The sequence below is a fragment of the Microbacterium oleivorans genome (assembly GCF_001691565.1).
Lineage (GTDB): Bacteria > Actinomycetota > Actinomycetes > Actinomycetales > Microbacteriaceae > Microbacterium > Microbacterium oleivorans_B.
Map to the genome: position 1 here is coordinate 547,782 of NZ_MAYO01000003.1, position 24,685 is coordinate 572,466.

The window sequence follows — 24,685 nt, forward strand, 5'->3', positions numbered from 1 at the left end:
CCAGACTAGCGGTCCGACGCCGCGACCGAGTGACGCGACGCGGCGCCGGTCAGTCGTCTTCGGCCGCATCCTCCGCAGCCCAGACACGGGAGCGCTCGCGCATGATCTCGGGTGCTCGGGCGGCATCCTCGGCCGTATCGAAGGGCCCGGCCCGGTCGGCCGACGGCGCTTCGAAGCCCTGCTGGACCTCGCCGGTCTTCAGGTTGTACCAGTACTTGTCGGCGTCGCTCATGGGTCCTCCTCGGCCTCGTGGCGTTCATCCTACGGATGCCGCGGCCCGCGACCTACGGTCAGCGTGCCGCGAGCGCACTAGGCTCGGAGGCATGACTGGGACCGCCACCACCGCCGTCGGAATCGACATCGGAGGGACGGGCATCAAGGGTGCTCTCGTCGACCTCTCGCAAGGAACCCTCCTCACCGACCGCATCAAGGTCCCCACGCCGAAGGGCGCCGAGCCCGACGACGTGCTGAAGGCCGTCACCGAGGTGCTCGAGAAGCTCGAGGTCACCGACGCCGATGTGCCTCTCGGCGTGGCATTCCCCGCGATCGTCAAGAACGGCCGCACCCTGTCGGCCGCGAACGTCGCGGACACCTGGATCGATTTCGAGGCCGAGGCGTTCTTCGAGAAGGGCCTCGGGCGTCAGATCCACTTCGCCAACGACGCGGACGTCGCCGGCGTCGCGGAGATGCGGTACGGCGCAGCGAAAGACCGCGAGGGGCTGGTCCTGCTGACCACCCTCGGCACCGGCATCGGCACCGCGATGATCTACAAGGGCGTTCTCGTTCCGAACACGGAGCTGGGCCACCTGCACCGCCCCGGTCATAAGAAGGACTTCGAGCATTTCGCGGCGTACTCGGCCATGGAACGTGAAGAGCTGGAGTGGGATGCCTGGGCTGAGCGCCTGCAGCAGTACTACAGCCACCTCGAGTTCCTCTTCACCCCCGACCTGTTCGTCGTGGGCGGCGGTGTCTCCAAGCACGCGGACAAGTTCCTGCCCCTGCTCGACCTGAAGACCGAGATCGTCCCCGCGGTGCACCGCAACAACGCGGGCATCATCGGAGCGGCCGCGTTGGCGCTGGCCGGCGACGACTCCGGCGCCTCGGTCGACGAGGGCGAAGACCTGGCGGGCACGACCTCGCGCTGAGGCCTCCCCGGAGGGTTGGACACGGGCGGCGCGCCGCCGATATGGTTCGAGCGCACTCACGCGACGTATCCGGGGGGAACCGATGAGCTATCCGCAGCAACCGCCGCAGTATCCGCAGCAGGTGGTCTACCAGCAGGTCGTCCGGCCACCGTCCAACGGCGCGGCGACCGCTGCTCTCATCCTCGGCATCCTCGCCGTCTTCTTCGGCATCAGCGTCCCGATCCCGTTCTGGGGACTCATCGTCATCTTCCTCGCGGTGCCCCTGGGCGCGCTCGCGGTGATCTTCGGCCACGTCGGCATGCGCGCGAGCCGTACGATCCCGGTCGGGCGCGGCAACGCCGTGGCCGGACTGATTATGGGCTACGTCACGCTCGCGATCTGCATCCTGACCACGGCGTTCTGGGTGATCGCCCTCGTCGGGTCGGCGGCGAGCACGTCCAGCGTCTGAGCTCGGCCGCCTGAGGTCGGGCGGCCGACGAGGGGCGAATGGGCCGGCCTGTACGCCGGGTTCTGTCCGGGGGTCGAAACCCCGTGGACGGTCATCTCTCTCGGCGACACGTTGCCGTGCCGCTCCAGCGGTCTACCCGGGGACTCGGCGGGCCGCGTCGGCATCCCCTGTCTGACCTTGCTCCGGGCGAGGTTTACCGTGCGGGTCGTGTCACCACGACCCCGGTGGTCTCTTACACCACCCTTTCACCCTTACCCCGGTCGGAACCGGGGCGGTCTGCTCTCTGTGGCACTGTCTCGCGGATCACTCCGGGTGGGTGTTACCCACCGCCCTGCCCTGTGGAGCCCGGACGTTCCTCGGTGCGCTTTCGCGCCACGCGACCGTCCAGCCGACCCATTCGCGGGGTCGAGTCTAGTCGCCCTGGCGGTCAGTCCTTCGCCGCGTCAATCCGCACCTGCAGGTCGAGACGGAAGTCCAGCGGGATGTCACCGAAGAGAAGCCGGGTGGCCGCATCCGCGGCGAGGCGCACCGCCTCCGCGGCCTGTTCGGCATGCGCGGCGGGCGCATGGACGATGACCTCGTCGTGAAGGAAGAACGCGAGATGAGCCTGCCGCGAGTGGAGCGCGCCCGACAGAGGTGCGGCATCCTCGTCACCGACGAACGGCAGCAGCGCGAGCCTCGCCCGCAGATCGCCGAGCCACGCGAGGGCCCATTCGGCCGCGGTTCCCTGCACGACGAAGTTCCTCGTGAACCGGCCCCGGTCGCGCGCGATGCGCCGGGCCTGGGTGCGGTCCGTCTCGGTCGCGTCGGGGTCGCCCGCTCGGCTCTGCACCGCGCGCCATCCGGGCGAGGGAGCCGGGCTGGACCGCCCGAGCCAGGTCGAGACGACGCCGCCCTCCTCCCCCACCCGTGCCGCGTCGTCCACGAGACCCATCGCGCGCGGATACGCGCGCCGGAGGGCGGGGACGAGGCGCCCGCTGTCCCCGGTCGTCGCCCCGTACATCGCTCCCAGCAGGGCGAACTTCGCCTCGGACCGCGTGCTCACCACACCTCGCGAGACGATGCCCTCGTACAGGTCGGTCCCGCGCGCACTGTCGGCGAGGGCGGCGTCCCTCGATATCGCCGCCAGGACCCGCGGCTCGAGCTGCGCGACGTCGGCCACCACCAACGTCCATCCGGGGTCCGCGCGGACGGCGGGTCGCAGTTGCCGCGGCAGCTGCAGCGCCCCGCCGCCCGACGACGCCCACCGGCCGGTCACGACGCCGCCGGGCACGTACACAGGACGGAACCGACCCTTCGGCGCCCACTCGTCACGCCACGCCCAGCCGTTCGCGGTATACATCCGCATGAGCCGCTTGTATTCGAGGAGCGGTGCGACGACCGGGTGGTCGTACTCCTTCAGCTCCCACTTGCTCGTCGACGTCGCGGCGACGCCGACGCGATGGAGCGCCCGCAGGAGCTTCGGCTGCGAATCGAGACTCGCGCCGGGATCCCCGAGAAGACCGCGGATCTCGCCCGCCAGGGCGACTATGCGCGCAGGTGGCCGACCTCCGGAGTCCCGCTCGCCGAGCATCGCGGTCAGGATCTCGTCGTGGACCCGCCCGTCCCACGGCACGCCCGCCGCGTGCATCTCGGCCGCGACGAGGGCACCGACGGACTCGGCCGCGACGAGCAGCCGCACGCTCGAGGCGCTGGTGGCGATCACCTGTCGCTGCCGCTCGAACTCCGCAAGGGCCGCCTCGATGTCGCGCGGCGCCTCGCGCGGCCCGGGATCGAGATCGAACAGTGCGGTCGGGCCGTCGTCGGCGACGGATGCCGCGGCATCCCACTCCGTCGCGCGTCGAAGCGCGTCCGGCTCGTTCGCGATCGCACTGTCCCGCAGGATCGCGTGCGCGAGTCGGAGATCGTGGCACCGGGCGACGCGGACGCCCGCCGCGATCAGCGACGGATACCAGTGCGAAGTGTCGCTCCACACCCAGCGGGTCGCGTCACCGGCCCGTCGAACCCGAGCCCCGAGGCCGCGGTCGTCGACGAGAACCCGATCGAGGATTCGCCCGTCGGTGTCGAGCGAGACGAGGGCGATCCGCCCGTCGGAGGCGCCCACGACGATCCACGGGACGGGACGGTCCGCGGAAGCGCCCGGATCGGTCAGAGCCCGGAATCCTCGTCGCGCACGAGGATGCAGCCGCACTCCGGGCAGGTGACGACGTCCTCCTCCGCCGCGGCACGGACGACGTTGAGGTCGGTGCCCGAGAGCACCATGTGGCAGCCACCGCACGTGCGACGCTGCAGGTGTCCTGCGCCGTTTCCGCGAGCGGCCAGGCTGTCGTACATGCCGACGAGGTCGGCGGGAAGCGACGCGGCGATCGCGGCGCGGTCTCGGGTCGCGGCCTCGAGACGCGTCGTCGCCTCGGCGACGGTCGCCTTGGCCTCAGCGCTCAGTCGCGCCCCCTCTTCGTTGACCGAAGCGATGAGCGCCTCCTGCTCGGCGACCGCGGCTTCGGCGGCCTCGAGACGCTCCATGACCTCGAGCTCCGCGTCTTCCAGGTCGCTCTTGCGCTTGGCGAGCGACGCGATCTCGTGCTCCAGCCCCTGGGCATCCTTGACGCTCGACGTCGCCGCGAGCAGGTCGTTGTCGCGCGCGGTCCGGGCGTCGACGACGGCGACGTCGGACTGGATGCGGGCGAGTTCAACCTTCGCGTCGTCCCGCTCGCCGAGGCGTCGGGTGAGCTCGGCCGAGTGGGTCGCACGCTCCGCCAGCAGCTCCTTCACGCGCGCGGCCTGCGCCGGATTCTGTCGCGCGTGATCCGCACGGCGCACGGCGAGGTCGGCGTCGGCGAGATCGAGGAGGCGGCGCTGGTCGGTAAAGCTGGCTTTCACGTCCTCCAACCTACCCCGCGGGTGAGCGGCCGTCGGGGCCACGGCTTCGGACGGGACGCACCGACGCACTAACATTGCGTGCCGGAATCGCGCGGGAGGAGAACAGCATGAGCGTGCTGCGCACCAAGACGGTCGAACAGTCGATCGCCGACACCGAAGAGCCCGAGTTCAAGCTCAAGAAATCGCTCTCGGCCCTCGACCTCACGGTCTTCGGGGTCGGTGTCGTCATCGGAGCGGGAATCTTCACCCTCACCGGACGCGCGGCCCACGAGGTCGCGGGTCCCGCGATCGTCATCAGCTTCGTCGTGGCCGCGATCGCGTGCGGGCTCGCCGCCATGTGCTACGCCGAATTCGCCTCCACGGTGCCCGTGTCGGGATCCGCCTACACCTTCTCCTACGCGTCGCTCGGCGAGCTCTTCGCCTGGATCATCGGCTGGGATCTGATCCTCGAGATGTTCCTGGGCGCGAGCGTCGTCGCGCAGGGGTGGAGCGCCTACCTCGGATCGCTCATGGAGCAGCTCGGCGCCCCGATCCCGGCCGCGATCGGCTACGGCGGGTCGATCGACCTGATGGCCGTCCTGCTGGTGGTTGTCCTCGGCGTGCTGATCACCGTCGGCATCCGGGAGTCCCTTCGGGTGAACCTCGTGCTCGTCGCGGTGAAGCTGTTCATCGTCCTGTTCGTGATCGTCGCGGGACTGATGTTCGTCAACCCCGCGAACTACTCCCCCTTCGTGCCCGATGCAGCTCCGCGCGAGACCGCCTCGGGACTCACGCAGCCCCTCCTGCAGTTCTTCTCGGGCATCGAACCGACCGCGTTCGGCGTCGGCGGCATCTTTGCGGGCGCCGCCCTCGTGTTCTTCGCGTACATCGGGTTCGACGTCGTCGCGACGACGGCGGAGGAGACCAAGCGCCCGCAGCGCGACCTGCCGATCGGCATCATCGCCTCGCTGATCATCTGCACGGTGCTCTACGGCGCCGTCGCCCTCGTCGTCACCGGCATGGTGCCCTACGACAAGCTCGACCCCGCCGCCGCGCTCGCCAATGCGTTCGCGTTCCACGGGCAGACCTGGATGGCGACCGTCATCTCCGCGGGCGCCGTCGCCGGCCTCACGACCGTCGTCCTGACCCTCATGATCGGCGCCACCCGCATCATCTTCGCGATGTCGCGCGACGCACTCCTCCCGCGCGGGCTCGCAAAGGTGCACCCCCGGTTCCGGACGCCGTGGGTCATCTCGGTCATCGTCACGGTCATCGTCGCCCTCGTCGCCGGTCTCACTCCGGTCGGCGTGCTCGAGGAGATGGTCAACATCGGCACGCTGTCGGCGTTCGTGCTCGTGTCGGTCGGCGTCATCGTCCTTCGCCGTCGGCGCCCGGATCTGGAGCGCGGCTTCCGCGTCCCGCTGAACCCGTGGCTGCCCGCGCTGTCGGTGATCGTCTGCGTCTACCTGATGCTCAACCTGACGGTGGAGACGTGGCTCCGGTTCCTTATCTGGCTGGCGCTCGGCTTCGTGATCTACTTCGCGTACTCGCGTCGCCACTCGCGTCTCGGCAAGGGCGGAGACCTCTACATCGACCCGGCGACGCCGACGGTGGCCGGACGGGACTGAGCGGAACGGCGGATGCCGGTGGTGGGCCCTGCCGGGATCGAACCGACGACATCCACGGTGTAAACGTGGCGCTCTACCAGCTGAGCTAAAGGCCCTGACCTCCCGAGTCTACGGGGACGCAGCGGCGTCCAGCACCGGGACCGTATGGGTAGGCTGAAGACAAGCGAGTTGTGCGCGGCGAACAAGCGCGCCCTCGCTCGATCCCTCCTTCCTGGCACGATCTGCCAGGCGACGAAAGGCCTCTTGTGACTGTCAACGATCAGGATCCGTACTCGCAGGGCCCGCAGGACAGCGACCCGGAAGAGACGTCGGAGTGGCAGGATTCCCTGCGCCAACTCGTCGACGCCCGCGGAGCGAGCCGCGGCCGCGAGATCATGCTGAGCCTGCTGCAGAGCTCGCGTGAGTTGCACCTCAACGTGCCGCAGGTGCCCACGACGGACTACATCAACACGATCCCCGTCGACAGCGAGCCCGAGTTCCCGGGCGACGAAGAGGTCGAGCGCCGCTACCGCAGCTGGATCCGCTGGAACGCCGCCCTCACCGTTCACCGTGCGCAGCGCCCGGGCATCGGTGTCGGTGGACACATCTCCACGTACGCATCGTCGGCCGCCCTGTACGAGGTCGGCTTCAACCACTTCTTCCGCGGCCCCGATCACGAGAGCGGCGGCGACCAGGTCTTCTTCCAGGGTCACGCCTCCCCCGGCATGTACGCCCGGTCATTCCTCGAGGGCGGTCTGTCGACTCAGCAGCTCGACGGGTTCCGCCAGGAGGCATCCGCAGCACCCCACGGTCTGCCCTCCTACCCGCACCCGCGCCTCATGCCGGACTACTGGCAGTTCCCGACCGTCTCGATGGGTCTCGGTCCGATCAACGCCATCTACCAGGCTATGACGAACAAGTACCTCACCAACCGCGGCGTGAAGGACCTCTCCGACGCACACGTCTGGGCTTTCCTCGGCGACGGCGAGATGGACGAAGTCGAGAGCCGCGGCCAGCTCCAGGTGGCCGCCAACGAAGGACTCGACAACCTCACCTTCGTCATCAACTGCAACCTCCAGCGGCTCGACGGGCCCGTCCGCGGCAACGGCAAGATCGTGCAGGAGCTCGAGAGCTTCTTCCGCGGTGCCGGCTGGAACGTCATCAAGGTCGTCTGGGGCCGTGAGTGGGACGACCTGCTCTCCCGCGACACCGAGGGCGCGCTGCTGAACCTCATGAACAGCACGCCGGACGGCGACTTCCAGACGTACAAGGCAGAGAACGGCGCGTACGTCCGTGAGCACTTCTTCGGCCGCGACGAGCGCGCCGCAGCTCTCGTCAAGGACTACTCGGACGAGCAGATCTGGAACCTCAAGCGCGGCGGCCACGACTACCGCAAGGTGTTCGCGGCGTACAAAGCCGCCATGGAGCACAAGGGCCAGCCCACGGTCATCCTGGCCAAGACGGTCAAGGGTTACGGTCTCGGCCCGCACTTCGAGGGGCGCAATGCGACGCACCAGATGAAGAAGATGACGCTCGACGACCTCAAGCTCTTCCGCGACCAGATGCACATCCCGCTGACGGACGCCCAGCTCGAGGAGAACCCGTACGAGCCCCCGTACTACCACCCGGGTGCCGAGGACGAGACCATCAAGTACATGGTCGAGCGTCGACGGGCGCTGGGCGGCACGCTCCCGCAGCGTCGCAGCACGTTCACCGCGCTGACCCTCCCCGACGACAGCGTCTACGCGTTGCCGAAGAAGGGGTCGGGCACGCAGGAGGTCGCCACCACCATGGCGTTCGTGCGACTGCTGAAGGACCTGCTGCGCGCCAAGGACTTCGGCCACCGCATCGTGCCGATCATCCCCGACGAAGCACGCACGTTCGGCATGGACGCGTACTTCCCGACGGCCAAGATCTACAACCCGAACGGACAGAACTACACCTCCGTCGACCGCGAGCTGCTCCTGGCGTACAAGGAGAGCCCGCAGGGTCAGATCATGCACGTCGGCATCAACGAGGCCGGCGCTCTCGCCGCCTTCACCGGTGTCGGCACGTCCTACGCGACCCACGGCGAACCGCTGATCCCGGTCTACGTCTTCTACTCGATGTTCGGCTTCCAGCGAACCGGCGACGCCCAGTGGGCCGCCGGCGACCAGATGGCGCGCGGGTTCATCATCGGTGCCACGGCCGGCCGCACCACCCTCACGGGTGAGGGCCTCCAGCACGCCGACGGTCACTCGCACCTGCTCGCGTCGACCAACCCGGCGACGGTGTCCTACGACCCGGCCTACGGCTACGAGATCGCGCACATCGTGCAGTCCGGACTCGAGCGCATGTACGGCGGGGAGCACGAGGACCCCAACGTCATGTACTACATCACGGTCTACAACGAGCCGATCGTCCAGCCCAAGGAGCCGGAGGACGTCGACGTCGACGGGATCGTCCGCGGCATCCACCGCGTCTCGGCCGGTGAGGGCGAGGGACACCGCGCCCAGATCCTCGCATCGGGCGTCGGTCTCGCGTGGGCCCACGAGGCGCAGAAGCTCCTCAAGGACGACTGGGGTGTCGTGGCGGACGTCTGGTCGGTGACTAGCTGGACCGAGCTCCGCCGCGACGGTCTCGCCGCCGACGAGCACAACTTCCTGCACCCGTCCGACGAGCCCAAGACGGCATACATCACCGAGAAGCTCCGCGACTCGGAGGGCCCGGTCGTCGCCGTGAGCGACTTCATGCACGCGGTCCAGGACCAGATCCGCCAATGGGTCCCCCGCCGCTATGCGACGCTCGGCGCCGACGGCTTCGGCTTCTCGGACACCCGTGCGGCCGCCCGCCGGCAGTTCAAGATCGACGGTCCGTCGATCGTCGTCCGGACGCTGCAGGCGCTGGCGGACGAGGGTGTCGTCGACCGCGGCCTGTCCGCTCAGGCGATCGAGAAGTACCGCCTGCACGACGTCAACGCCGGCACGTCCGGCAACGCGGGCGGCGAAGCCTGACCCGCGAGATGACCGAACGCCCGACCGCTCAGGAGAAGGCGGAGACACTCGCGTGGCTCCGCCGGATCTCGGGTGATCTTGCGACGACGACGCTCCGGAGGCTCGAGGAGTACCTTCCCTGGTACGCCGAGATGCCTCCGGGGCGCCGGTCGGCGGTCGGTCTGGTCGCCCAGTCGGGCATCTCGTCCTTCGTCGAGTGGTACGACGACCCCAACTCGACGCCGTGGATCGCGGCCGACGTCTTCGCCTCCGCACCGCGCGAGCTGCTGCGGAGCATCAGCCTCACGCAGACGCTCCAGCTCATCAAAGTGACCGTCGAGACGACGGAGGAGCGGGTCGCCGGAAAGGGCAACGGCCTCCGCGAGAGCATCCTGCTCTACTCGCGCGAAGTCGCCTTCGCCGCGGCGGACGTCTACGCCCGGGCTGCAGAGGCGCGCGGCCTGTGGGATGCCCGCCTCGAAGCCCTCGTCGTCGACTCGATCCTCACCGGCGAAGCGGACGAGGAACTGCCCAGCCGTATCGCCGCGCTCGGCTGGCACGGTCACGGCGAGGTCGCCGTCCTCGTGGGGACGACTCCTCCGCAGCTCGACGTCGACCAGGTGCGCCGCACCGCGCGCAAGCTCGGCGTCGATGTACTCATCGGAGTGCAGGGCTCCCGCCTGGTCCTCGTCATCGGTCGCGCCGATCAGGCAGGACGAGAGGATGCCGAGGAGCTCCCCTTCACCGAGATCGCGACCCGCCTCGAGCCCGGGTTCGGAAGCGGTCATCTCGTACTGGGCCCGACGGCTCCCGCTCTCCTGGACGCCGGCACCAGTGCGCGTGCGGCGCTCGCGGGTTTCGCCGTGGCCAAGTCCTGGCGTCACGCCCCGCGTCCCGTGGACGCGGACGATCTGCTTCCCGAGCGCGCCCTCGCGGGCGATCCGCTCGCGAAGGCGACGCTCATCGAACGGATCTACCGGCCGCTGCAGTCGCATTCCACCGATCTCGTCACGACTCTGTGGAGCTACCTCGACAACGGCCGCTCGCTCGAAGCGACCGCTCGAGAGCTCTTCGTGCACCCCAACACCGTCCGCTACCGCCTGAAGCGGGTTTCGGACGTCATCGGCTGGGACGCCACGGGCCCCAGGGAAGCACTGATCCTGCAGACGGCGCTCATCCTCGGATCGATCGGCGGCGATGTGACCCGCCGCCGCCCGGTGCGCCGCAGCTGATCTCCTGTACGACTCGAACAAACGGATCGCGCTTTCTTGTGCGCTGACCGACAGCATCGCCGACTCGAACTTGCAAGGATGGACATCGTGATCATTGCCGTCTTCCCGGGCCAGGGCTCCCAGACCCCCGGGTTCCTCACGCCGTGGCTCGAGACCGAGGGGACGCGTGCGCTGCTCGAGCAGTACTCCGCGTACGCCGACGTCGACCTGGTCGCCGCCGGAACCGAATGGGATGCCGACCGCATCCGTGACACCAAGGTCGCTCAGCCGCTCATCGTCGCCGCGAGCCTCCTCTCCTGGCGCGCGCTCGTGGACGCGGGCCTCCGGCCCGACGGCGTCGCCGGTCACTCCGTGGGAGAGATCGCCGCACTGGTCGCCGCCGGTGTCCTGACGGAGGAGGACGGCATGCGCCTCGTCGGCATCCGCGGACGAGCCATGGCCGAAGCCGCCGCTCTCGAGGAAACCGGCATGAGCGCCGTCGTGGGCGGCGACGAGGCCACCGTCCTCGCCCGCCTCGAAGAGCTCGACCTGACCCCCGCCAACTACAACGGCGGCGGACAGATCGTCGCCGCCGGGGCGCTCCCGGCCCTGACCGCGCTCGGGGCCGAAGCACCGCGCGGCAGCCGAGTGATCCCGCTGCAGGTCGCCGGCGCGTTCCACACGCGCTACATGGCGCCTGCCGTCGACACCCTCCGCACCGCCGCCGCCGAGGTCGCGGCATCCGACCCTTCGCTGACGCTCTGGAGCAACCGCGATGGCGGGACCGTGGCGGATGGGCGCGCGGCGCTCGACCTCCTGGTCGCGCAGGTCGCCAACCCCGTCCGATGGGACCTCTGCATGGCCTCGTTCGCGGAGAACGACGTCGCGGGCATCATCGAGCTCGCTCCGGCGGGCACCCTGGTCGGACTCGCCAAGCGCGGGCTGCGCGGCGTACCGTCTGTTGCGGTGAAAACGCCTGAGGACCTCGCCGCCGCGAACGCCCTCCTGACCGGAGAGAACGCATGACCCCCCAGCTGATCCAGCCGACGGGCGCAGCCCACACCCGCATCTACGCCTACGGTGCCGCACGCGGCGAGAACGCGGTCCCCAACGAGGATCTGATCGAGCCGATCAACTCGAGCGACGAGTGGATCCGCCAGCGCACGGGCATCATCACGCGAGTACGAGCGGATGCCGGGACCACCGCGATCGACCTCGCCGCCGACGCCGCCTCAGAGGCCATCCAGCGCTCGGGCATCGCCGCCGACAAGATCGACGCGGTCATCGTCGCGACGATCTCGAACCCGAAGCAGACCCCCTCGGTGTCGGCGATCGTGGCAGACCGCGTCGGCGCTAACCCCGCGGCCGCGTACGACCTGAACGCCGCGTGCGCAGGGTTCGCGTACGGCGTCGCGCAGGCGGACGCCCTCATCCGCGCGGGTGCCGCTCACTACGCCGTCGTCATCGGCACCGAGAAGCTGAGCGACGTCGTCGACCCGACCGACCGGTCGATCTCGTTCCTCCTGGGGGATGGCGCGGGCGCCGTCGTCGTCGGGCCGAGCGAGACGCCGGGGATCGGTCCCACCATCTGGGGATCGGACGGCTCCAAGGCGGATGCCGTGGGCATGAACCACACGCTGACCGAGTTCCGCGACGGAGTCGCGCCGTGGCCGACGCTTCGGCAGGAAGGGCCCACCGTCTTCCGCTGGGCGGTGTGGGAGATGGTGAAGGTCGCGCGTCAGGCCATCGAGGCCGCCGGCATCACCCCCGACGACCTGGCCGCGTTCGTCCCCCACCAGGCCAACATGCGCATCATCGACGAGTTCGCGAAGCAGCTGAAGCTTCCCGAGTCCGTCGTGATCGGCCGCGACATCGAGACGACGGGAAACACGTCGGCGGCATCCATCCCGCTGGCGACCCACCGTCTTCTGGAAGAGCACCCCGAGCTCAGCGGCGGCCTCGCCCTGCAGATCGGTTTCGGCGCCGGACTCGTGTTCGGCGCTCAGGTCGTCGTCCTCCCGTGACGATGGCCGTCCCCCACCTAAACTGACTACCGGCCCGGCTGGGCCGACCCCCACAGAAGGAGAAATCCCATGGCATTCACCAACGACGAGGTCCTCGCCGGCCTGGCCGAGCTCATCACCGACGAGACCGGCATCTCGGCCGACGAGGTCGCCCTCGAGAAGTCCTTCACCGACGACCTCGACATCGACTCGATCTCGATGATGACGATCGTCGTCAACGCCGAGGAGAAGTTCGGCGTCACGATCCCCGACGACGAGGTCAAGAACCTCAAGACCGTCGGCGACGCCGTCACCTACATCTCGTCCAACCAGGCCTGATCCGCGCGTCCGGTGGGGGTCCGCCCCCACCGGAGCAGCACGAGGGAACCATGAGCAACACGCGAATCTTCGTCACCGGCATCGGTGCGACCTCCCCCATCGGCGGCACCGCGAGCGAGAGCTGGGAGGCACTCCTCGCCGGAGCGTCCGGCACCCGTACGCTCGAGCACGACTGGGTCGAGCAGTACCAGCTGCCCGTCACCTTCGCTGCCGAGGCCAAGGTGCGGCCGGAGACCGTCCTCGAGCGTCCCGTCGCCAAGCGCCTCGACCCGTCGTCGCAGCTCGCGATGGTCGCGGCGAAAGAGGCATGGGAGGATGCCGGAGCGCCGGAGGTCGACCCCGAGCGTCTCGGGGTCGAGTTCGCCACCGGGATCGGCGGCGTCTGGACGCTCCTCGACGCGTGGGACACCCTGCGCGAGAAAGGCCCGCGGCGCGTCATGCCCATGACGGTCCCGATGCTCATGCCCAACGCCGCGGCCGGGAACCTGTCGCTGCACTTCGGCGCTCGCGCCTACGCTCGCACGTTCGCGAGCGCGTGCGCATCGAGCACCGAGTCGATCGTCAACGCCCTCGAACACATGCGCGCCGGTCTCGCCGACGTCGTCATCGCCGGTGGCACCGAATCGGCGATCCACCCGATCACGATCGCGTCGTTCGCCTCGATGCAGGCGCTCTCGCGCCGTAACGACTCTCCCGCGACGGCATCCCGTCCCGGCAGCATCGACCGCGACGGCTTCGTCATGGGCGAGGGCGCGGCGGTCCTCATCCTCGAGACCGAGGCGCACGCGAAGGCTCGCGGCGCGAAGATCTACGCCGAGCTCGTGGGCGGTGGCGTCACCGCCGATTCGTACCACATCACCGCCAACGACCCCGAGGGCACGGGTGCGGCACGCGCCGTCCGGCTCGCGCTGGAGATGGCGGATGCCTCACCGGACGACGTCACCCACGTCAACGCGCACGCGACCTCGACTCCGGTCGGAGACCCGAACGAGTACGTCGCCCTCAAGGCCGTCTTCGGCGACCGTGTCGACGAGATGCCGGTGTCGGCCACGAAGGCGTCCACGGGTCACCTTTTGGGCGGCACGGGAGCACTCGAGGCGATGTTCACCGTTCTTGCGCTCCGCGACCGCGTCGCGCCCCCCACCATCAACATCACCGAGCCCGACCCGGCCGTCCCGTTCCGCTTCTCGGGCGACGCGGTCGGCCTGGGCGACGGAGACCAGCTGGCGATCAGCAACTCGTTCGGTTTCGGCGGTCACAACGCCGTCGTGGCATTCCGCTCGGTCTGACCCCGAACACGACGAACGCCCCCGGGAAGCCACCGGGGGCGTTCGTCGTTCAGATCAGGCGGGGCGGTAGCCGCCCCGGTCTCCGGGAAGCCGTCCGAAGCCGGTCGAGGCCCATCCGCCCCGCCTGAAAACCTTCATGCGTAGAGTGTCCGACCGCTCGGACTCGTCTCAACCGACCTTGTGGAGCCAGACGACGGGTGCGTCGTCGCTCGCGTGACGGAACGGCTCGAGCTCCTCGTCCCACGAGGCTCCGAGCGCGACGTCGAGTTCACGCTGGAGTTCGCTCATGTCGCCGGCGGCGATCTCCATGGCGTATCGGATGCGGTCCTCCCCCACGACGACGTTGCCCGAGGCATCCGTCTGCGCGTAGTGGATGCCGAGGCTCGGCGTGTGGAGCCAACGTCCGCCGTCGCTTCGGGGGGTCGGGTCCTCTGTCACCTCGTAGCGGAGGTGCTCCCATCCGCGCATGGCGGTGGCCAGGGCGGCGCCGCTGCCCACCGGCCCCTCCCAGTAGAACTCCGCACGGCGGCTGCCGGGCTGGACGGGCTGATCGGCCCAGTCGAAGCTGACGGCGTGCCCGAGGGCACGACCAGCAGCCCACTCCAGGTGGGGGCACAGCGCGCGTGGCGCGGAGTGGATGAAGATCACTCCGCGCGCGTGAGGTGTGGCCATCGATCTCTCCGTTTCGTTCAGGTACGTCTTCCCCTACGACCTGATGGAGAGTGCTGGCCGGATATCTGGTTGTGCGGCCATTATCGCCCATTTCCCCGACGAATCACAACCGTGTAACACCAGGTCGTCGCAGGTTCGTCAACCCCGTAGGCCGCCGGCGATCACGGGGGCAGGCTGAACGCTCCATCGAAAGGATCATCATGAGCGACAACATCCCGCACACCCGGCACTCCGAAGACGCCCACGCCGATGACGCACCCCCCACCGACGCTGTCAGCGACGAGGTGAAGGACGACGCGGCGCGCGCCGGCGACGAGGTCACCGAGGACGACCAGGACGACTGACGTGAGAACTCCGGCCGTCCTGGTCGGTCGTGCCTTGCGGCATGCCTTTCTACGGCTGCAACGTCTACGCGCTCCGCGCCCCATTCATCCGCGCGGGCTCCCCCTGAGCGGAGACGTGTTCTGGGGGAACCGCGACCGCGTCGCGGGGATCGCGTGGATCGATGAGCCTCCGACCGGCGCCCGGGCGCGCGTCACAGCCCGGTACTCCCGATCGCTGGGATTGCCGGATGCGTTCCCCGACGTCCTCGGACTCGCCCTCCGCGTCGAGACGGACGACGGGCACGCCGACATCGAGCTCGCGTCGACCGGGTCAGGAGTCCCGTGGCGGTTCGCCCTCGTGCCGCGCTGGATCCCGTCGCGGGGTGTCTTCACGACGCTGATCCCCTACCGCGGCGGCGCGGGGGCGATCCTCCTTCGAGCGCGGCCGCTCCGACCGTCGCTGCCCGCCGGCGTACCGGCCATCTCGAGGATCCTGACCGACGAGACATGGCGCCTTTCTCTGGCCTTCGCCACGCCGGGCGGCTCGTGGCATCCATTCGCGCTTCTGAGCCTGGACAGCCGCCGGGGGGACCCGGACGTCCGTTTCGACGCGGGGCGGAATGTTCTGCCCGGAGCGCGTATGTATCGCTGGGTGAGCGCCGTTCGACAACCGTCGTACGACGCGGTCCAGCGTCGGAATCGGTAGGGCGGGTGGGACTTGAACCCACGATCGTCGGGTTATGAGCCCGCTGCCTTGACCAGCTTGGCCACCGCCCCCTGTGGAGACGACTCTAGCGTTTGCGTCGGTCGTCGTCCTTCACGGGCGGATCGGGCCACACCTTCGCGACGGCTTCGGTGATGCGGACCGAACCCGTCGAGGGCGCGTCGCGGTCGGCGTCACCGCTGCCGCGGGTGATCGGGATCTCCTGGCTCTCGCTCACCACCTGCGGGTGGTATCTCGCCAACTGGAACACCCCCGTCACGGCAAGGGCTCCGGCGATCGCGAATCCGATGTACGCGCCGAGCGGCGCGCCCTGGGCCTCGTTGAGGACCGCGAGACCGATGACGATGGCGACGATCGGGTCGATGACCGTGAGACCCGCGATCACGAGGTCCGGCGGACCCGACGAGTACGCCGTCTGGACGAAGTAGGCGCCCATCGCGGTACCCGCGAGCAGGGCGACGACGCACAGCACGGTGAGCCACTCGAAATCGCCGTTCGAGATGCGGTTGATGACGACCTTCGCGAGCGTTGCGACGAAGCCGTAGACCACGCCCGCAGCCACGATGTAGAACAGCGCCCGCATCCGCTTGCGCAGCGTTCCCCACAGCACGCCGAGGATGACGACGACACCGAGCAGGATACCGAGGACGGTCAGGAGCTGTCCGTCGCTGATCGGGCGCTCCGTCGCGTACAGTGCAGCGACCGTGACGAAGATGAAGATACCGCCGACGCACAGCGCGATCGAGGTGATCGACCGTCGCGTGGGCTTGTGCCCGCTGATCCTCGCATTCAGAAGCGTCGTGATCACCAGAGAGATCGCACCGATCGGCTGAACCAGGATCAGAGGCGCGAACGACAGCGCCGCCAGCTGGCACACGATCGCGAGCCCCAGCATGACGGTACCGAGCACCCAGGAGGGCCGGCTCAGCAGCCGGAGCAGCTGACCTCCCGTCAACCCCGAGACGCCGGCCTGAGCGGTCAGCCTCTCGACCTTCTGCACGCCGCGGTGCTGGTACTGCGCACCGAACGACATGAAGACCGCGCCGACGACGGCCAGGGGGATGCCGATGAGGATCGCCGGGTTCCCGAACACGCCCACCAGCTCATCGGTGAGATCGTTGATCGGTGTTCCGGCGTGAATCACGCCTCGACGATACCCGGCTCTGGCCTCGTTAGGCTTCTGACGTGGCCGTACTTCCGATTCGCATCATGGGCGAACCCGTCCTCCATTCCGTCGCCGCTCCCGTTCCCGAGATCACGGACGAGATCCGCACCCTCGTCGCCGACATGTTCGAGACGATGGACGCCGCTCCCGGCGTCGGACTCGCAGCCCCACAGGTGGGCGTGGGGCTCCGCATCTACACCTACTCGTACCAGGACGACGATGGTGCCCCGTGGCGTGGTGTGATCATCAACCCCGAGCTCTGGATGTCGCCCCCGGAGCCGGGCTCGCCCGACCCGGACGACGAGTCGGAGGGATGCCTGTCGTTCCCCGGTGAGCGCTTCCCGCTCCGTCGAGGTGACGACGTTCTCGTCACCGGCACCGACCTCGACGGCGGCGACGTCCGCATCCGTGTCGACGGCTGGCGCGCCCGGATCATGCAGCATGAGTTCGACCACCTCAACGGGATCCTCTACATCGACCGACTGTCGGACTCCGATTGGAAGACGACGCAGAAGATCGCGCGCAAGCGCGGCTGGGGCAAGCCTGGGCAGAGCTGGATGCCGGGCGTCGACGACCTCGACGCCTGAGGCGCCCCGCGTGGAGCCGTGGGAACTGCACGGGTGGTTCGAGGAGTATCTCGACGCCTGCAATCGACGTGATCTCGCGGCCGTCCGCGCGCTCCTCGACCCCGCCGTCCGGCGCGCTCACCTCGCGGCTGGCGCAGACGCGTGGATCGACGACCTCGCGGATCTCTTCCACGGCTTCCCGGACTGGCGGTGGAAGACGATCCAGCTCGTCGCCGAGGACGACCGAATCGCAGCCCACCTCCGTGGCAGCGGCACGCACAGCGGGCCGTGGCGCGGCATCCTGCCGACCCGCCGCCACGTGAACGTCGCGGAGTTCCAGTTCCTGCGACTCGACGGTGGCCGGATCGTCGCCTCGAGCGGATCCGGCGACGCCGAGGTGCGGGCTCAGCTCACCGCGTGAGCGTCAGCGCATTGCCGGATCGATGGCATCGGTCGCGCGGGTGAGGACCATGATGGCCAGCGGTACCGCGGCGATGGACAGCAGCTCCCCCAACAGGGACGTGGACATCACGGCCGGGTAATCCGAGAGGCTGCTGGCGTTCCACGACAGCCTTCCGGACAACGACGCCATCGCCGTCGAGGCGATCCACAGGCCCCACCATGTGCCGAGGATCCCGGGCGACACGGCGGCGCGTGCCGCCACGACGAGATCTTTCATGTTCTGGAACGGGAACCACCACGCGATCACCGGAATGAACCACGACACGACGTGCCACACCGGGGTGCGACGCGTCGCAGCGGGCGTGATCGCGCGGACCCGTACCGCAGCGCGGTACTGCCAGACGAGCCAGCAGATCCCCGCCGCCAGCAGGAGCGCCCCCGATCCCAAGCCGATGAAGCCCGACAAGGTGTCGTAGAGCTCGAGGTCCGAGAGCGGCGCGATCCCCCTGGTGAATCCTTCGACCGCGACGAGACCCCATGCCTCGACGAGGACGGTCAGGACGGAGAAGACCGCACCGACGAGGAGGAGGATGCGGGTGGCCTTCGCGACGCCACGGAGAGGACGGACGATCGGAGGCGCGGCCAGCGAATACCCCACGGGGTGGGTCGGACCGCCGGTACCCGCGAGCACCGGCTGCGCCGCAGGAACAGCCGACGGCGGAGCAGTCCACTCCGTGCCGTTCCAGTAACGCAGCTCGTTGCCCGCGTGCGGCGTCGGATACCATCCGGCAGGCGTGCTCGTGTGATCCGTCATCGTGATTCCCCCCGCGTGATCCTGAAACGCGCTCTGAACCCTATCGGGTCCGCACAGCCCCACGAAGGCGTCCTCGTCGCCACCGATCGCAGGCTGCGCTTTCGCGGGAGGGATGATGAGGACGCGGCGGATCACGAAAGCCCGGACCTCGCGAGGCCCGGGCTTTCTGTTGGCTCCCCGGCTTGGACTCGAACCAAGAACCTATCGGTTAACAGCCGATTGCTCTGCCAATTGAGCTACCGAGGATCAGTCACCCATCACCGGGCAACCACACAATCGTAGCAAAGCCCGAGGGGTGCTCGTGACATCAGCCGCCGATGCGTGTCGCCTCATCAGGGGTCCAGAGCACGTCCTCCAGAGACTGCCCGACGCCGACGGGGTGTCCGGCACGCAGGATGAGGACCTGGGCACCCAGATCGGTCACGAGATCTCGCTCGTTCGTCACGACCAGCAGAGCCATCCCGTCGTCCGTGCGTCGCAGGAGCGCGTCACGAACAGCCGGGCGGACATCCACATCGAGGTTCGCATAGGGCTCGTCGGCGATGAGGACCTTCGGGTCGAGGACGAGGCTCCGTGCGATCGCGACGCGCTGGCGCATCCCCGAACTGAGCTCGTAGGGGTACTTCTCGGAAGCGCCGATGGGCAGCTGCAACTCATCCAGGAGTGCGGCGACCCGAAGGGCGAGCGCGCGCTCGTTGACGCGGCGGTCGCGCGCCGTGATGGGCTCGGCCACGATCTCGGAGATCGTCAGCCTCGACGGCAGCGCGGAATTGACGCCCTGGGCGAGGTGGCCCGTCCGGAAGCTGCGGATTCGGCGTGCCCGACCACGCGCCCGCAGGGAGATGCCTGCGACCTCCCCGGTGCCGCCGACGACGCGCAGGTCACGATGATCGGCACCCGCGAGGCCCGATGCGAGGCTCGACTTCCCCGAGCCGGTCGCGCCCATGACGGCGATCGTCTCACCGGGCATCACCCGCAGGGAGACCCCGTCGACGACACGCGTGTCGGCGGAGAGCCGGGCGATCGACAGGTCCGAGCAGGAGATTGCGGCGTCCGGGTCGGTCACTCGAGGCATGGGATCCATCCTCATCCTTCCGCGCCCGTGATGCCAGTCGGCGTCGGTTCCGCGCCACCGTGCGGGACTCGTCCAGCACTCAAATGGAGTCGGCGAGGGTCCGTCGGCGCTGATCCAGGTCCCGGAGCGCGACCCGGACCGCACGGCCCTGCTCAGACTCCGGCGACACCCGCTGGACCTCGCCGAGCAGTTCGGCCTTTTCGCGGTCCATCGCCCGGAGCCGCAATCGTCGGCACATCGCGCGAGCGGAGGTCTTCGCTTCGACCTCCGTCAACGCGGGGAAGGAAGACGTCAGCAGTTCCGCGGCGAGCCCGCGGTACGGCTCGCGCGTCGCGTCCACGGCCGCCGTCGACCATCCCACCCGCGATCGATCCGGTTGTGCGATGACCGCGTTCCGGACCGCCTCGAGTGCGGGATGCTCCATCGGGATCTGGAGGGCAGCATCCACCTCATCGGCATCCAGGACGTGGCCGTACTGCAGGACCCCCATCAGCGCGTCCCTCTCGAGAGTGGCACTCGCCGTGCGCGGCAGACTCGCCATCGTCACGCGGACCGGAGCCGCGCCCTCGCCGGGCGCCTCAGCCGGAGCAGGCCCGCGCTCGCGAGGAGTGTGACTCCCCCGTGCTGCCCGTTCGACCGCCGGCGTCACCTCGCTCAGATCCATACCCAGCTTGCGCGCCAGGACGCGGGTGTACCCCGGCCGCAGCGACGGATCGCGGATCTCGGCGACGATCGGCGCCGCGGCGCGCAAGGCACCCACGCGCCCCTCGACGCTGCGCAGGTCGAATCCCGCCAGTTTCTGATCGATGACGAACTCGAACATCGGCGCCTTGGCGTCCATCAACGCCCGCACAGCGCCGTCGCCACGATTCAGCCGCAGGTCGCACGGGTCGAGGCCGTCGGGCGCGACCGCGACGTACGTCTGGGCGGCGAAACGCTTCTCGTCGGCGAACGCGCGCAATGCCGCCTTCTGACCCGCGGCATCCGGGTCGAACGTGAAAATCACTTCACCTGACGCACTGTCATCACCCATGACCCGGCGGAGGACGGTGATGTGGTCCGAACCGAACGCCGTTCCGCAGGTCGCGATGGCCGTCGTGATGCCGGCGAGATGGCACGCCATGACGTCGGTGTAGCCCTCGACCACCACCACGCGGTGAGACCGCGACACGTCCTTCTTCGCCAGGTCCAGTCCGTAGAGGACCTGCGCCTTCTTGTAGATCGGGGTCTCGGGGGTGTTCAGGTACTTCGGTCCCTGATCGTCGTCGTAGAGCTTGCGCGCGCCGAACCCGATGGTCTGCCCGGTGAGGTCGCGGATCGGCCAGACCACGCGTCCGCGGAACCGGTCGTAGACGCCGCGTTGCCCTTGGGATACGAGCCCGGCCGTCGCGAGCTCTTCGTCGCTGAACCCTTGGGCACGGAGGGCGTCGCGCATGTTGTTCCAGCCCTTGGGCGCGTACCCGACCCCGAAATGCGCCGCGGCGCCGGCGTCGAACCCGCGCTCACCGAGGAACCGACGCCCGGCATCCGCCTCTGCGGTCGCGAGCTGCGAACGGAAGTACTCGGCGGCGGCCGTGTTCGCCTGGTACAGCCGCGTGCGTCCGCTCGTCTCGGGCGCGGCGCCGCCATCCTCGTAGTGCAGCTGGTAGCCGATCCGTGCGGCGAGCCGTTCGACGGCCTCGGTGAACGTCAGGTGGTCCATGGCACGCAGGAACGAGTACACGTCGCCCGACTCACCGCATCCGAAGCAGTGGTAGTACCCGGCCTGGGGCCGGACGTTGAAACTGGGACTCCGCTCGTCGTGGAACGGGCACAACCCCTTCATCGACCCGACACCGGCGGACTTCAGCGCGACGCGCTCACCGACGATGTCGACGATGTTGGTGCGCGCCTTCACCTCGTCGACGTCCGCTTGACGGATGCGGGCCATCAGAGACCTTCGATCGGTTCGGGCAGCGCGTACCCGGGGTTCGCGACGACGCGCGACCCGGCGGGCCACAGACCGAGCTCCCGCAGGTCGACGGGACCTACGAGCGCGGAGTGCCATTCGATCGCGAAGCGGTCGGTCAGAGTCGCGACCTGGTCGACGACGACCCGCTTGCGCTCGGCATCCGTCTGCGCCGCGGCGAAGTCCACGGCGTGTACGCGATCGAGGTGTTCGGGACGCTCGAGGAGCGCCGACGCGAGCCGCTTCAGCACGCGACGCTGCTCCTTGTACAGCCCCTTCCGTCCATCGATCGACACGACGAATGCACCGATCGTGCCCTTGAGGACCGCCATCTCGGCCTCGATCACGCGCGGCACGATCATGCGTCCCCGATACCGCGTCAGAGCCGGGGTGTCGTAGTGCTCGCGCGTCGCGGCCGTTGCGGCGCGCGCGAAGCGTCCGATGAAGTCCGACGTCAAGTTCTTCAGACGTGCGACCGAGGCGCGCGTACCGTCGAACTCCGTCATCCACTCGGGCAGCCGCACCAGCCGGTACATCGCATCAGCGAGCTCGTCCCGGCTGAAGCCGAGTCCGACCCACGACTGGATCGCCGTGAGGAGCGACTCGCGCTCGCGGCTGTCCGCGAGACGCCGCGGGTCGAGGTAGCCGTTGAGCACCGCGTCCTCGAAATCGTGGACCGAGTAGGCGATGTCATCCGAGAGGTCCATGACCTCGGCCTCGATGCACCGCACCCGGCCGGGCGCACCCTGCCGCATCCAGTGGAAGATCGCCTCGTCCTCGGCGTACACGCCGAACTTCTGGCGCCCGCCCGGGTCGGGGATCGCGTGGTCGGCCGTCCACGGGTACTTGCACGTCGCGTCGAGGCTCGCTCGCGTCAGGTTGAGTCCGAAACTCGCACCGTCGTCGTCGACGACCTTCGGCTCGAGCCGGGCGAGGATGCGCAGCGACTGCGCGTTGCCCTCGAAGCCGCCGATGTCCTCGGCCCACTCGTTGAGCGCGCGCTCGCCGTTGTGCCCGAAGGGCGGATGCCCGAGGTCGTGGCTCAGGCAGGCGGTGTCGACCACGTCGGGCGACAGCTCGAGCGCGATCGCGAGCTCGCGGCCGACCTGCGCCACCTCGAGCGAGTGCGTCAGACGGTTGCGCGCGAAGTCGTCGGGGCTCGCTGGGCTCAGCACCTGGGTCTTGGCGGCCAGACGACGAAACCCCGCCGAGTGCAGCACACGCGCCCGATCGCGCGCGAACCCGTCGCGGAGGGAACGGTGCTTCTCGGGGTGGAACCGCTCGGCATCATGGTCGTCGTAGCCCGTGGGACGTCCGGCGGCGATCCCCACGCTCGCGCCGGTCACCGTCTCAGCCGCCACTGGTATCGAGCTCCGCATCAGCGAGGGCGGTGGATGCCGCGTGCCCGATCTCGCGCGAGTCCAGCCAGCCGTCGGGCAGTGCCGGACGCTTCGGCGTGCCTGCACGCCCACGCTGGCCCTCGGCGGCCGCACCGGGGTACGGCGCCTCGAGGTCGAGGGTCGCGAGCAGTTCGTCGATCTCCTCGAGGCTCGACACCGTCGCGAGCTTGGCGCGGAGGTCCCCGCCCACGGGGTACCCCTTGAAGTACCAGGCGACGTGCTTGCGGATGTCGCGGCAGCCGCGGTCCTCACTCTCGAAGAACTCCACCAGCAACTCCGCATGGCGTCGGAACGCCGCGGCCACGAACCCGAGGGTCGCGTCGACGGGATCGGCAGCATGCCCGGTGCCGAGTTCGCGCGCGAGGTCGCCGAAGAGCCAGGGGCGGCCGAGGCATCCTCGTCCGACGACGACGCCGTCGCAACCGGTCTCGGCCATCATGCGCCGAGCGTCCTCCGCCGACCAGATGTCGCCGTTGCCGAGGACGGGGACACTCGTCACCGTCTCCTTCAGCGTCGCGATCGCGGACCAGTCGGCGTGCCCCGAGTAGAACTCGGACGCCGTCCGCGCGTGCAGCGCGACGGCGGCGACGCCTGCGCCCTCGGCGATCCGGCCGGCCTCGAGGTAGGTCAGGTGGTCGGAATCGATGCCCTTTCGCATCTTCACCGTCAGCGGGACAGCGCCCGCGGCCTTCGCGGCGCGCTCGACGATCTCGCGGAACAGGTCCGTCTTCCACGGCAGCGCCGCGCCACCGCCCTTCCGCGTCACTTTGGGAACGGGGCACCCGAAGTTGAGATCGACGTGATCGGCGTGGTCCTCTTCGACGATGATCCGGACGGCGGCCTCCACGGTTGCCGGATCGACGCCGTACAACTGGATCGACCGCGGGGTCTCCGACTCGTGGTGGCGGATCAGACGCATCGTCGTCGCGTTCCGTTCGACGAGAGCACGAGTGGTGATCATCTCGCTGACATAGAGCCCGGCACCGTACTCGCGGCACAGGCGTCGGAAGGCGGTGTTGGTGATGCCCGCCATGGGCGCCAGCACGACGGGCGCGTCGAGGGTGATGGGCCCGATGCGCAGGGGCGCGGGCGGAGCGAGGGTAGTGGACATATCCTTCACATTCTCCCAGACGGCGAGCGCATCGGGCATCTGCTCGAGTCCTATCGTGGAGACATGACCGACACCTCCTCCCTGCGAGAGATCCCGTTCACCACGGCAGACGGGAAGGAGGCGACTCTCGGCGACTTCGGCGACAAGGCGTTCCTCATCGTCAACGTCGCGTCGAAGTGCGGGTTGGCTCCTCAGTACGAACAGCTCGAGGATTTGCAGAAGCAGTACGGCGATCAGGGCCTCCAGGTCATCGGCTTCCCGTGCAACCAGTTCATGGGCCAGGAGCCGGGGTCCATGGACGAGATCCTCGACTACTGCGCCGTCAACTGGGGCATCACGTTCCCGATCATGGACAAGGTGCGCGTCAACGGCTCGCACGCCGCGCCGCTCTACAAAGCGCTGAAGAAGACCCCCAACGCCGAACGAGCGAAGGGACCGGTGATGTGGAACTTCGAGAAGTTCCTGGTGACCCGCGACGGCGAGCTGCACCGCTTCCGCCCTCAGACGAAGCCGAACGAGCCCGAGGTGATCTCCGCGATCGAGAACGCTCTCGCCTGACATCGAGCACGAACGACGAGGGCCGCATCCCCGATCCGGGATGCGGCCCTCGTC

General features: G+C 69.0%; 24 protein-coding genes, 3 tRNA genes and 1 other RNA gene. 14 read left to right on the plus strand and 14 right to left on the minus strand.

Going from position 1 to position 24,685, the window contains the following annotated elements; genetic code table 11:
- Positions 1-49: 49 nt before the first annotated feature.
- On the minus strand, positions 50-232 hold the full coding sequence (locus BBA86_RS05405) for a hypothetical protein (protein WP_065570634.1): 183 nt from the start codon (positions 230-232) through the stop codon (positions 50-52).
- A gap of 91 nt (positions 233-323) precedes the next feature.
- Here BBA86_RS05405 and ppgK point away from each other — a divergent pair, with 91 nt between their 5' ends.
- Both ppgK and BBA86_RS05415 read left to right on the plus strand, forming a co-directional pair.
- Complete coding sequence (ppgK, locus tag BBA86_RS05410) at positions 324-1,145, plus strand: polyphosphate--glucose phosphotransferase (RefSeq protein WP_065570635.1); 822 nt, start codon at positions 324-326, stop codon at positions 1,143-1,145.
- 82 nt (positions 1,146-1,227) lie between these two features.
- Entirely contained in the window at positions 1,228-1,593 is a 366-nt protein-coding gene (locus BBA86_RS05415; RefSeq protein ID WP_065570636.1) for a hypothetical protein, read from the plus strand.
- A 35-nt stretch (positions 1,594-1,628) separates the two neighbouring features.
- On the opposite strand, the gene rnpB is transcribed toward BBA86_RS05415, so the two are convergent.
- The 3 genes from rnpB to BBA86_RS05430 all read right to left on the minus strand — a co-directional run bounded on the left by rnpB (position 1,629) and on the right by BBA86_RS05430 (position 4,473).
- Positions 1,629-1,989: RNase P RNA component class A (gene rnpB, locus BBA86_RS05420), an RNA gene on the minus strand.
- A gap of 31 nt (positions 1,990-2,020) precedes the next feature.
- Positions 2,021-3,784, minus strand: a complete 1,764-nt coding sequence (locus BBA86_RS05425) for a bifunctional 3'-5' exonuclease/DNA polymerase (protein WP_065570637.1) — start codon at positions 3,782-3,784, stop codon at positions 2,021-2,023.
- Complete coding sequence (locus BBA86_RS05430) at positions 3,742-4,473, minus strand: zinc ribbon domain-containing protein (protein WP_065570638.1); 732 nt, start codon at positions 4,471-4,473, stop codon at positions 3,742-3,744. The genes BBA86_RS05425 and BBA86_RS05430 overlap by 43 nt, the downstream gene beginning before the upstream one ends.
- Positions 4,474-4,580: 107 nt before the next feature.
- Here BBA86_RS05430 and BBA86_RS05435 point away from each other — a divergent pair, with 107 nt between their 5' ends.
- Positions 4,581-6,080, plus strand: coding sequence for an amino acid permease (locus BBA86_RS05435; protein ID WP_065570639.1), 1,500 nt, complete (start codon positions 4,581-4,583; stop codon positions 6,078-6,080).
- Positions 6,081-6,099: 19 nt separating this feature from the next.
- Here BBA86_RS05435 and BBA86_RS05440 read toward each other — a convergent pair.
- Positions 6,100-6,175 (minus strand) — tRNA-Val (locus BBA86_RS05440).
- Positions 6,176-6,325: 150 nt separating this feature from the next.
- On the opposite strand from BBA86_RS05440, the gene aceE reads away from it, so the two are divergent.
- The 6 genes from aceE (at position 6,326) to BBA86_RS05470 (ending at position 13,873) form a co-directional block, all read left to right on the plus strand.
- Positions 6,326-9,052 carry a pyruvate dehydrogenase (acetyl-transferring), homodimeric type gene (gene aceE / locus BBA86_RS05445; protein ID WP_065570640.1) on the plus strand — a complete coding sequence of 909 codons (2,727 nt, stop codon included), beginning with the start codon at positions 6,326-6,328 and terminating at the stop codon, positions 9,050-9,052.
- A gap of 8 nt (positions 9,053-9,060) precedes the next feature.
- Positions 9,061-10,263 carry a PucR family transcriptional regulator gene (locus BBA86_RS05450; RefSeq protein ID WP_065570641.1) on the plus strand — a complete coding sequence of 401 codons (1,203 nt, stop codon included), beginning with the start codon at positions 9,061-9,063 and terminating at the stop codon, positions 10,261-10,263.
- Positions 10,264-10,350: 87 nt separating this feature from the next.
- Entirely contained in the window at positions 10,351-11,268 is a 918-nt protein-coding gene (locus BBA86_RS05455) for an ACP S-malonyltransferase (RefSeq protein WP_065572190.1), read from the plus strand.
- Positions 11,265-12,266 carry a beta-ketoacyl-ACP synthase III gene (locus BBA86_RS05460; protein ID WP_065570642.1) on the plus strand — a complete coding sequence of 334 codons (1,002 nt, stop codon included), beginning with the start codon at positions 11,265-11,267 and terminating at the stop codon, positions 12,264-12,266. The genes BBA86_RS05455 and BBA86_RS05460 overlap by 4 nt, the downstream gene beginning before the upstream one ends.
- Positions 12,267-12,335: 69 nt before the next feature.
- Complete coding sequence (locus tag BBA86_RS05465; protein ID WP_065570643.1) at positions 12,336-12,584, plus strand: acyl carrier protein; 249 nt, start codon at positions 12,336-12,338, stop codon at positions 12,582-12,584.
- Between the two features lie 50 nt (positions 12,585-12,634).
- Positions 12,635-13,873, plus strand: a complete 1,239-nt coding sequence (locus BBA86_RS05470; RefSeq protein ID WP_065570644.1) for a beta-ketoacyl-[acyl-carrier-protein] synthase family protein — start codon at positions 12,635-12,637, stop codon at positions 13,871-13,873.
- Between the two features lie 168 nt (positions 13,874-14,041).
- Here BBA86_RS05470 and BBA86_RS05475 read toward each other — a convergent pair whose 3' ends face one another.
- Positions 14,042-14,545, minus strand: a complete 504-nt coding sequence (locus BBA86_RS05475; RefSeq protein ID WP_065570645.1) for a DUF3145 domain-containing protein — start codon at positions 14,543-14,545, stop codon at positions 14,042-14,044.
- 200 nt (positions 14,546-14,745) lie between these two features.
- On the opposite strand from BBA86_RS05475, the gene BBA86_RS14535 reads away from it, so the two are divergent.
- Both BBA86_RS14535 and BBA86_RS05480 read left to right on the plus strand, forming a co-directional pair.
- Positions 14,746-14,889: a hypothetical protein gene (locus BBA86_RS14535; protein WP_189318425.1), complete on the plus strand. Its 144-nt coding sequence runs from the start codon at positions 14,746-14,748 to the stop codon at positions 14,887-14,889.
- 115 nt (positions 14,890-15,004) lie between these two features.
- The gene (locus BBA86_RS05480; protein ID WP_083199468.1) at positions 15,005-15,574 is read left to right on the plus strand and encodes a hypothetical protein; all 570 of its coding nucleotides are present in this window, start codon (positions 15,005-15,007) and stop codon (positions 15,572-15,574) included.
- Here BBA86_RS05480 and BBA86_RS05485 read toward each other — a convergent pair.
- Both BBA86_RS05485 and BBA86_RS05490 read right to left on the minus strand, forming a co-directional pair.
- Positions 15,572-15,645: transfer RNA gene (locus BBA86_RS05485), tRNA-Ile, on the minus strand. The two genes, BBA86_RS05480 and BBA86_RS05485, sit on opposite strands and share 3 nt — an antisense overlap.
- A 14-nt stretch (positions 15,646-15,659) precedes the next feature.
- Complete coding sequence (locus BBA86_RS05490) at positions 15,660-16,736, minus strand: DMT family transporter (protein WP_065570646.1); 1,077 nt, start codon at positions 16,734-16,736, stop codon at positions 15,660-15,662.
- Between the two features lie 41 nt (positions 16,737-16,777).
- On the opposite strand from BBA86_RS05490, the gene def reads away from it, so the two are divergent.
- Positions 16,778-17,344, plus strand: a complete 567-nt coding sequence (gene def / locus BBA86_RS05495; RefSeq protein WP_083199470.1) for a peptide deformylase — start codon at positions 16,778-16,780, stop codon at positions 17,342-17,344.
- A 10-nt stretch (positions 17,345-17,354) separates the two neighbouring features.
- Positions 17,355-17,744, plus strand: a complete 390-nt coding sequence (locus tag BBA86_RS05500) for an ester cyclase (protein WP_065570647.1) — start codon at positions 17,355-17,357, stop codon at positions 17,742-17,744.
- A 3-nt stretch (positions 17,745-17,747) separates the two neighbouring features.
- Here BBA86_RS05500 and BBA86_RS05505 read toward each other — a convergent pair whose 3' ends face one another.
- The 6 genes from BBA86_RS05505 to dusB form a co-directional block, all read right to left on the minus strand.
- Positions 17,748-18,539 carry a DUF4328 domain-containing protein gene (locus tag BBA86_RS05505; RefSeq protein WP_065572193.1) on the minus strand — a complete coding sequence of 264 codons (792 nt, stop codon included), beginning with the start codon at positions 18,537-18,539 and terminating at the stop codon, positions 17,748-17,750.
- A 170-nt stretch (positions 18,540-18,709) separates the two neighbouring features.
- A tRNA-Asn gene (locus BBA86_RS05510) sits at positions 18,710-18,785 on the minus strand.
- A gap of 61 nt (positions 18,786-18,846) precedes the next feature.
- Positions 18,847-19,614, minus strand: a complete 768-nt coding sequence (locus BBA86_RS05515) for an ATP-binding cassette domain-containing protein (RefSeq protein ID WP_189318426.1) — start codon at positions 19,612-19,614, stop codon at positions 18,847-18,849.
- A gap of 79 nt (positions 19,615-19,693) precedes the next feature.
- Complete coding sequence (dnaG, locus tag BBA86_RS05520) at positions 19,694-21,544, minus strand: DNA primase (RefSeq protein ID WP_065570648.1); 1,851 nt, start codon at positions 21,542-21,544, stop codon at positions 19,694-19,696.
- Complete coding sequence (locus BBA86_RS05525) at positions 21,544-22,941, minus strand: deoxyguanosinetriphosphate triphosphohydrolase (RefSeq protein WP_223247032.1); 1,398 nt, start codon at positions 22,939-22,941, stop codon at positions 21,544-21,546. Before BBA86_RS05525 ends, dnaG begins: the two co-directional genes overlap by 1 nt.
- Positions 22,913-24,073, minus strand: coding sequence for a tRNA dihydrouridine synthase DusB (gene dusB, locus BBA86_RS05530; protein WP_065572195.1), 1,161 nt, complete (start codon positions 24,071-24,073; stop codon positions 22,913-22,915). Before dusB ends, BBA86_RS05525 begins: the two co-directional genes overlap by 29 nt.
- A gap of 63 nt (positions 24,074-24,136) precedes the next feature.
- On the opposite strand from dusB, the gene BBA86_RS05535 reads away from it, so the two are divergent.
- The gene (locus BBA86_RS05535; RefSeq protein ID WP_065570650.1) at positions 24,137-24,631 is read left to right on the plus strand and encodes a glutathione peroxidase; all 495 of its coding nucleotides are present in this window, start codon (positions 24,137-24,139) and stop codon (positions 24,629-24,631) included.
- Positions 24,632-24,685 lie beyond the last annotated feature (54 nt).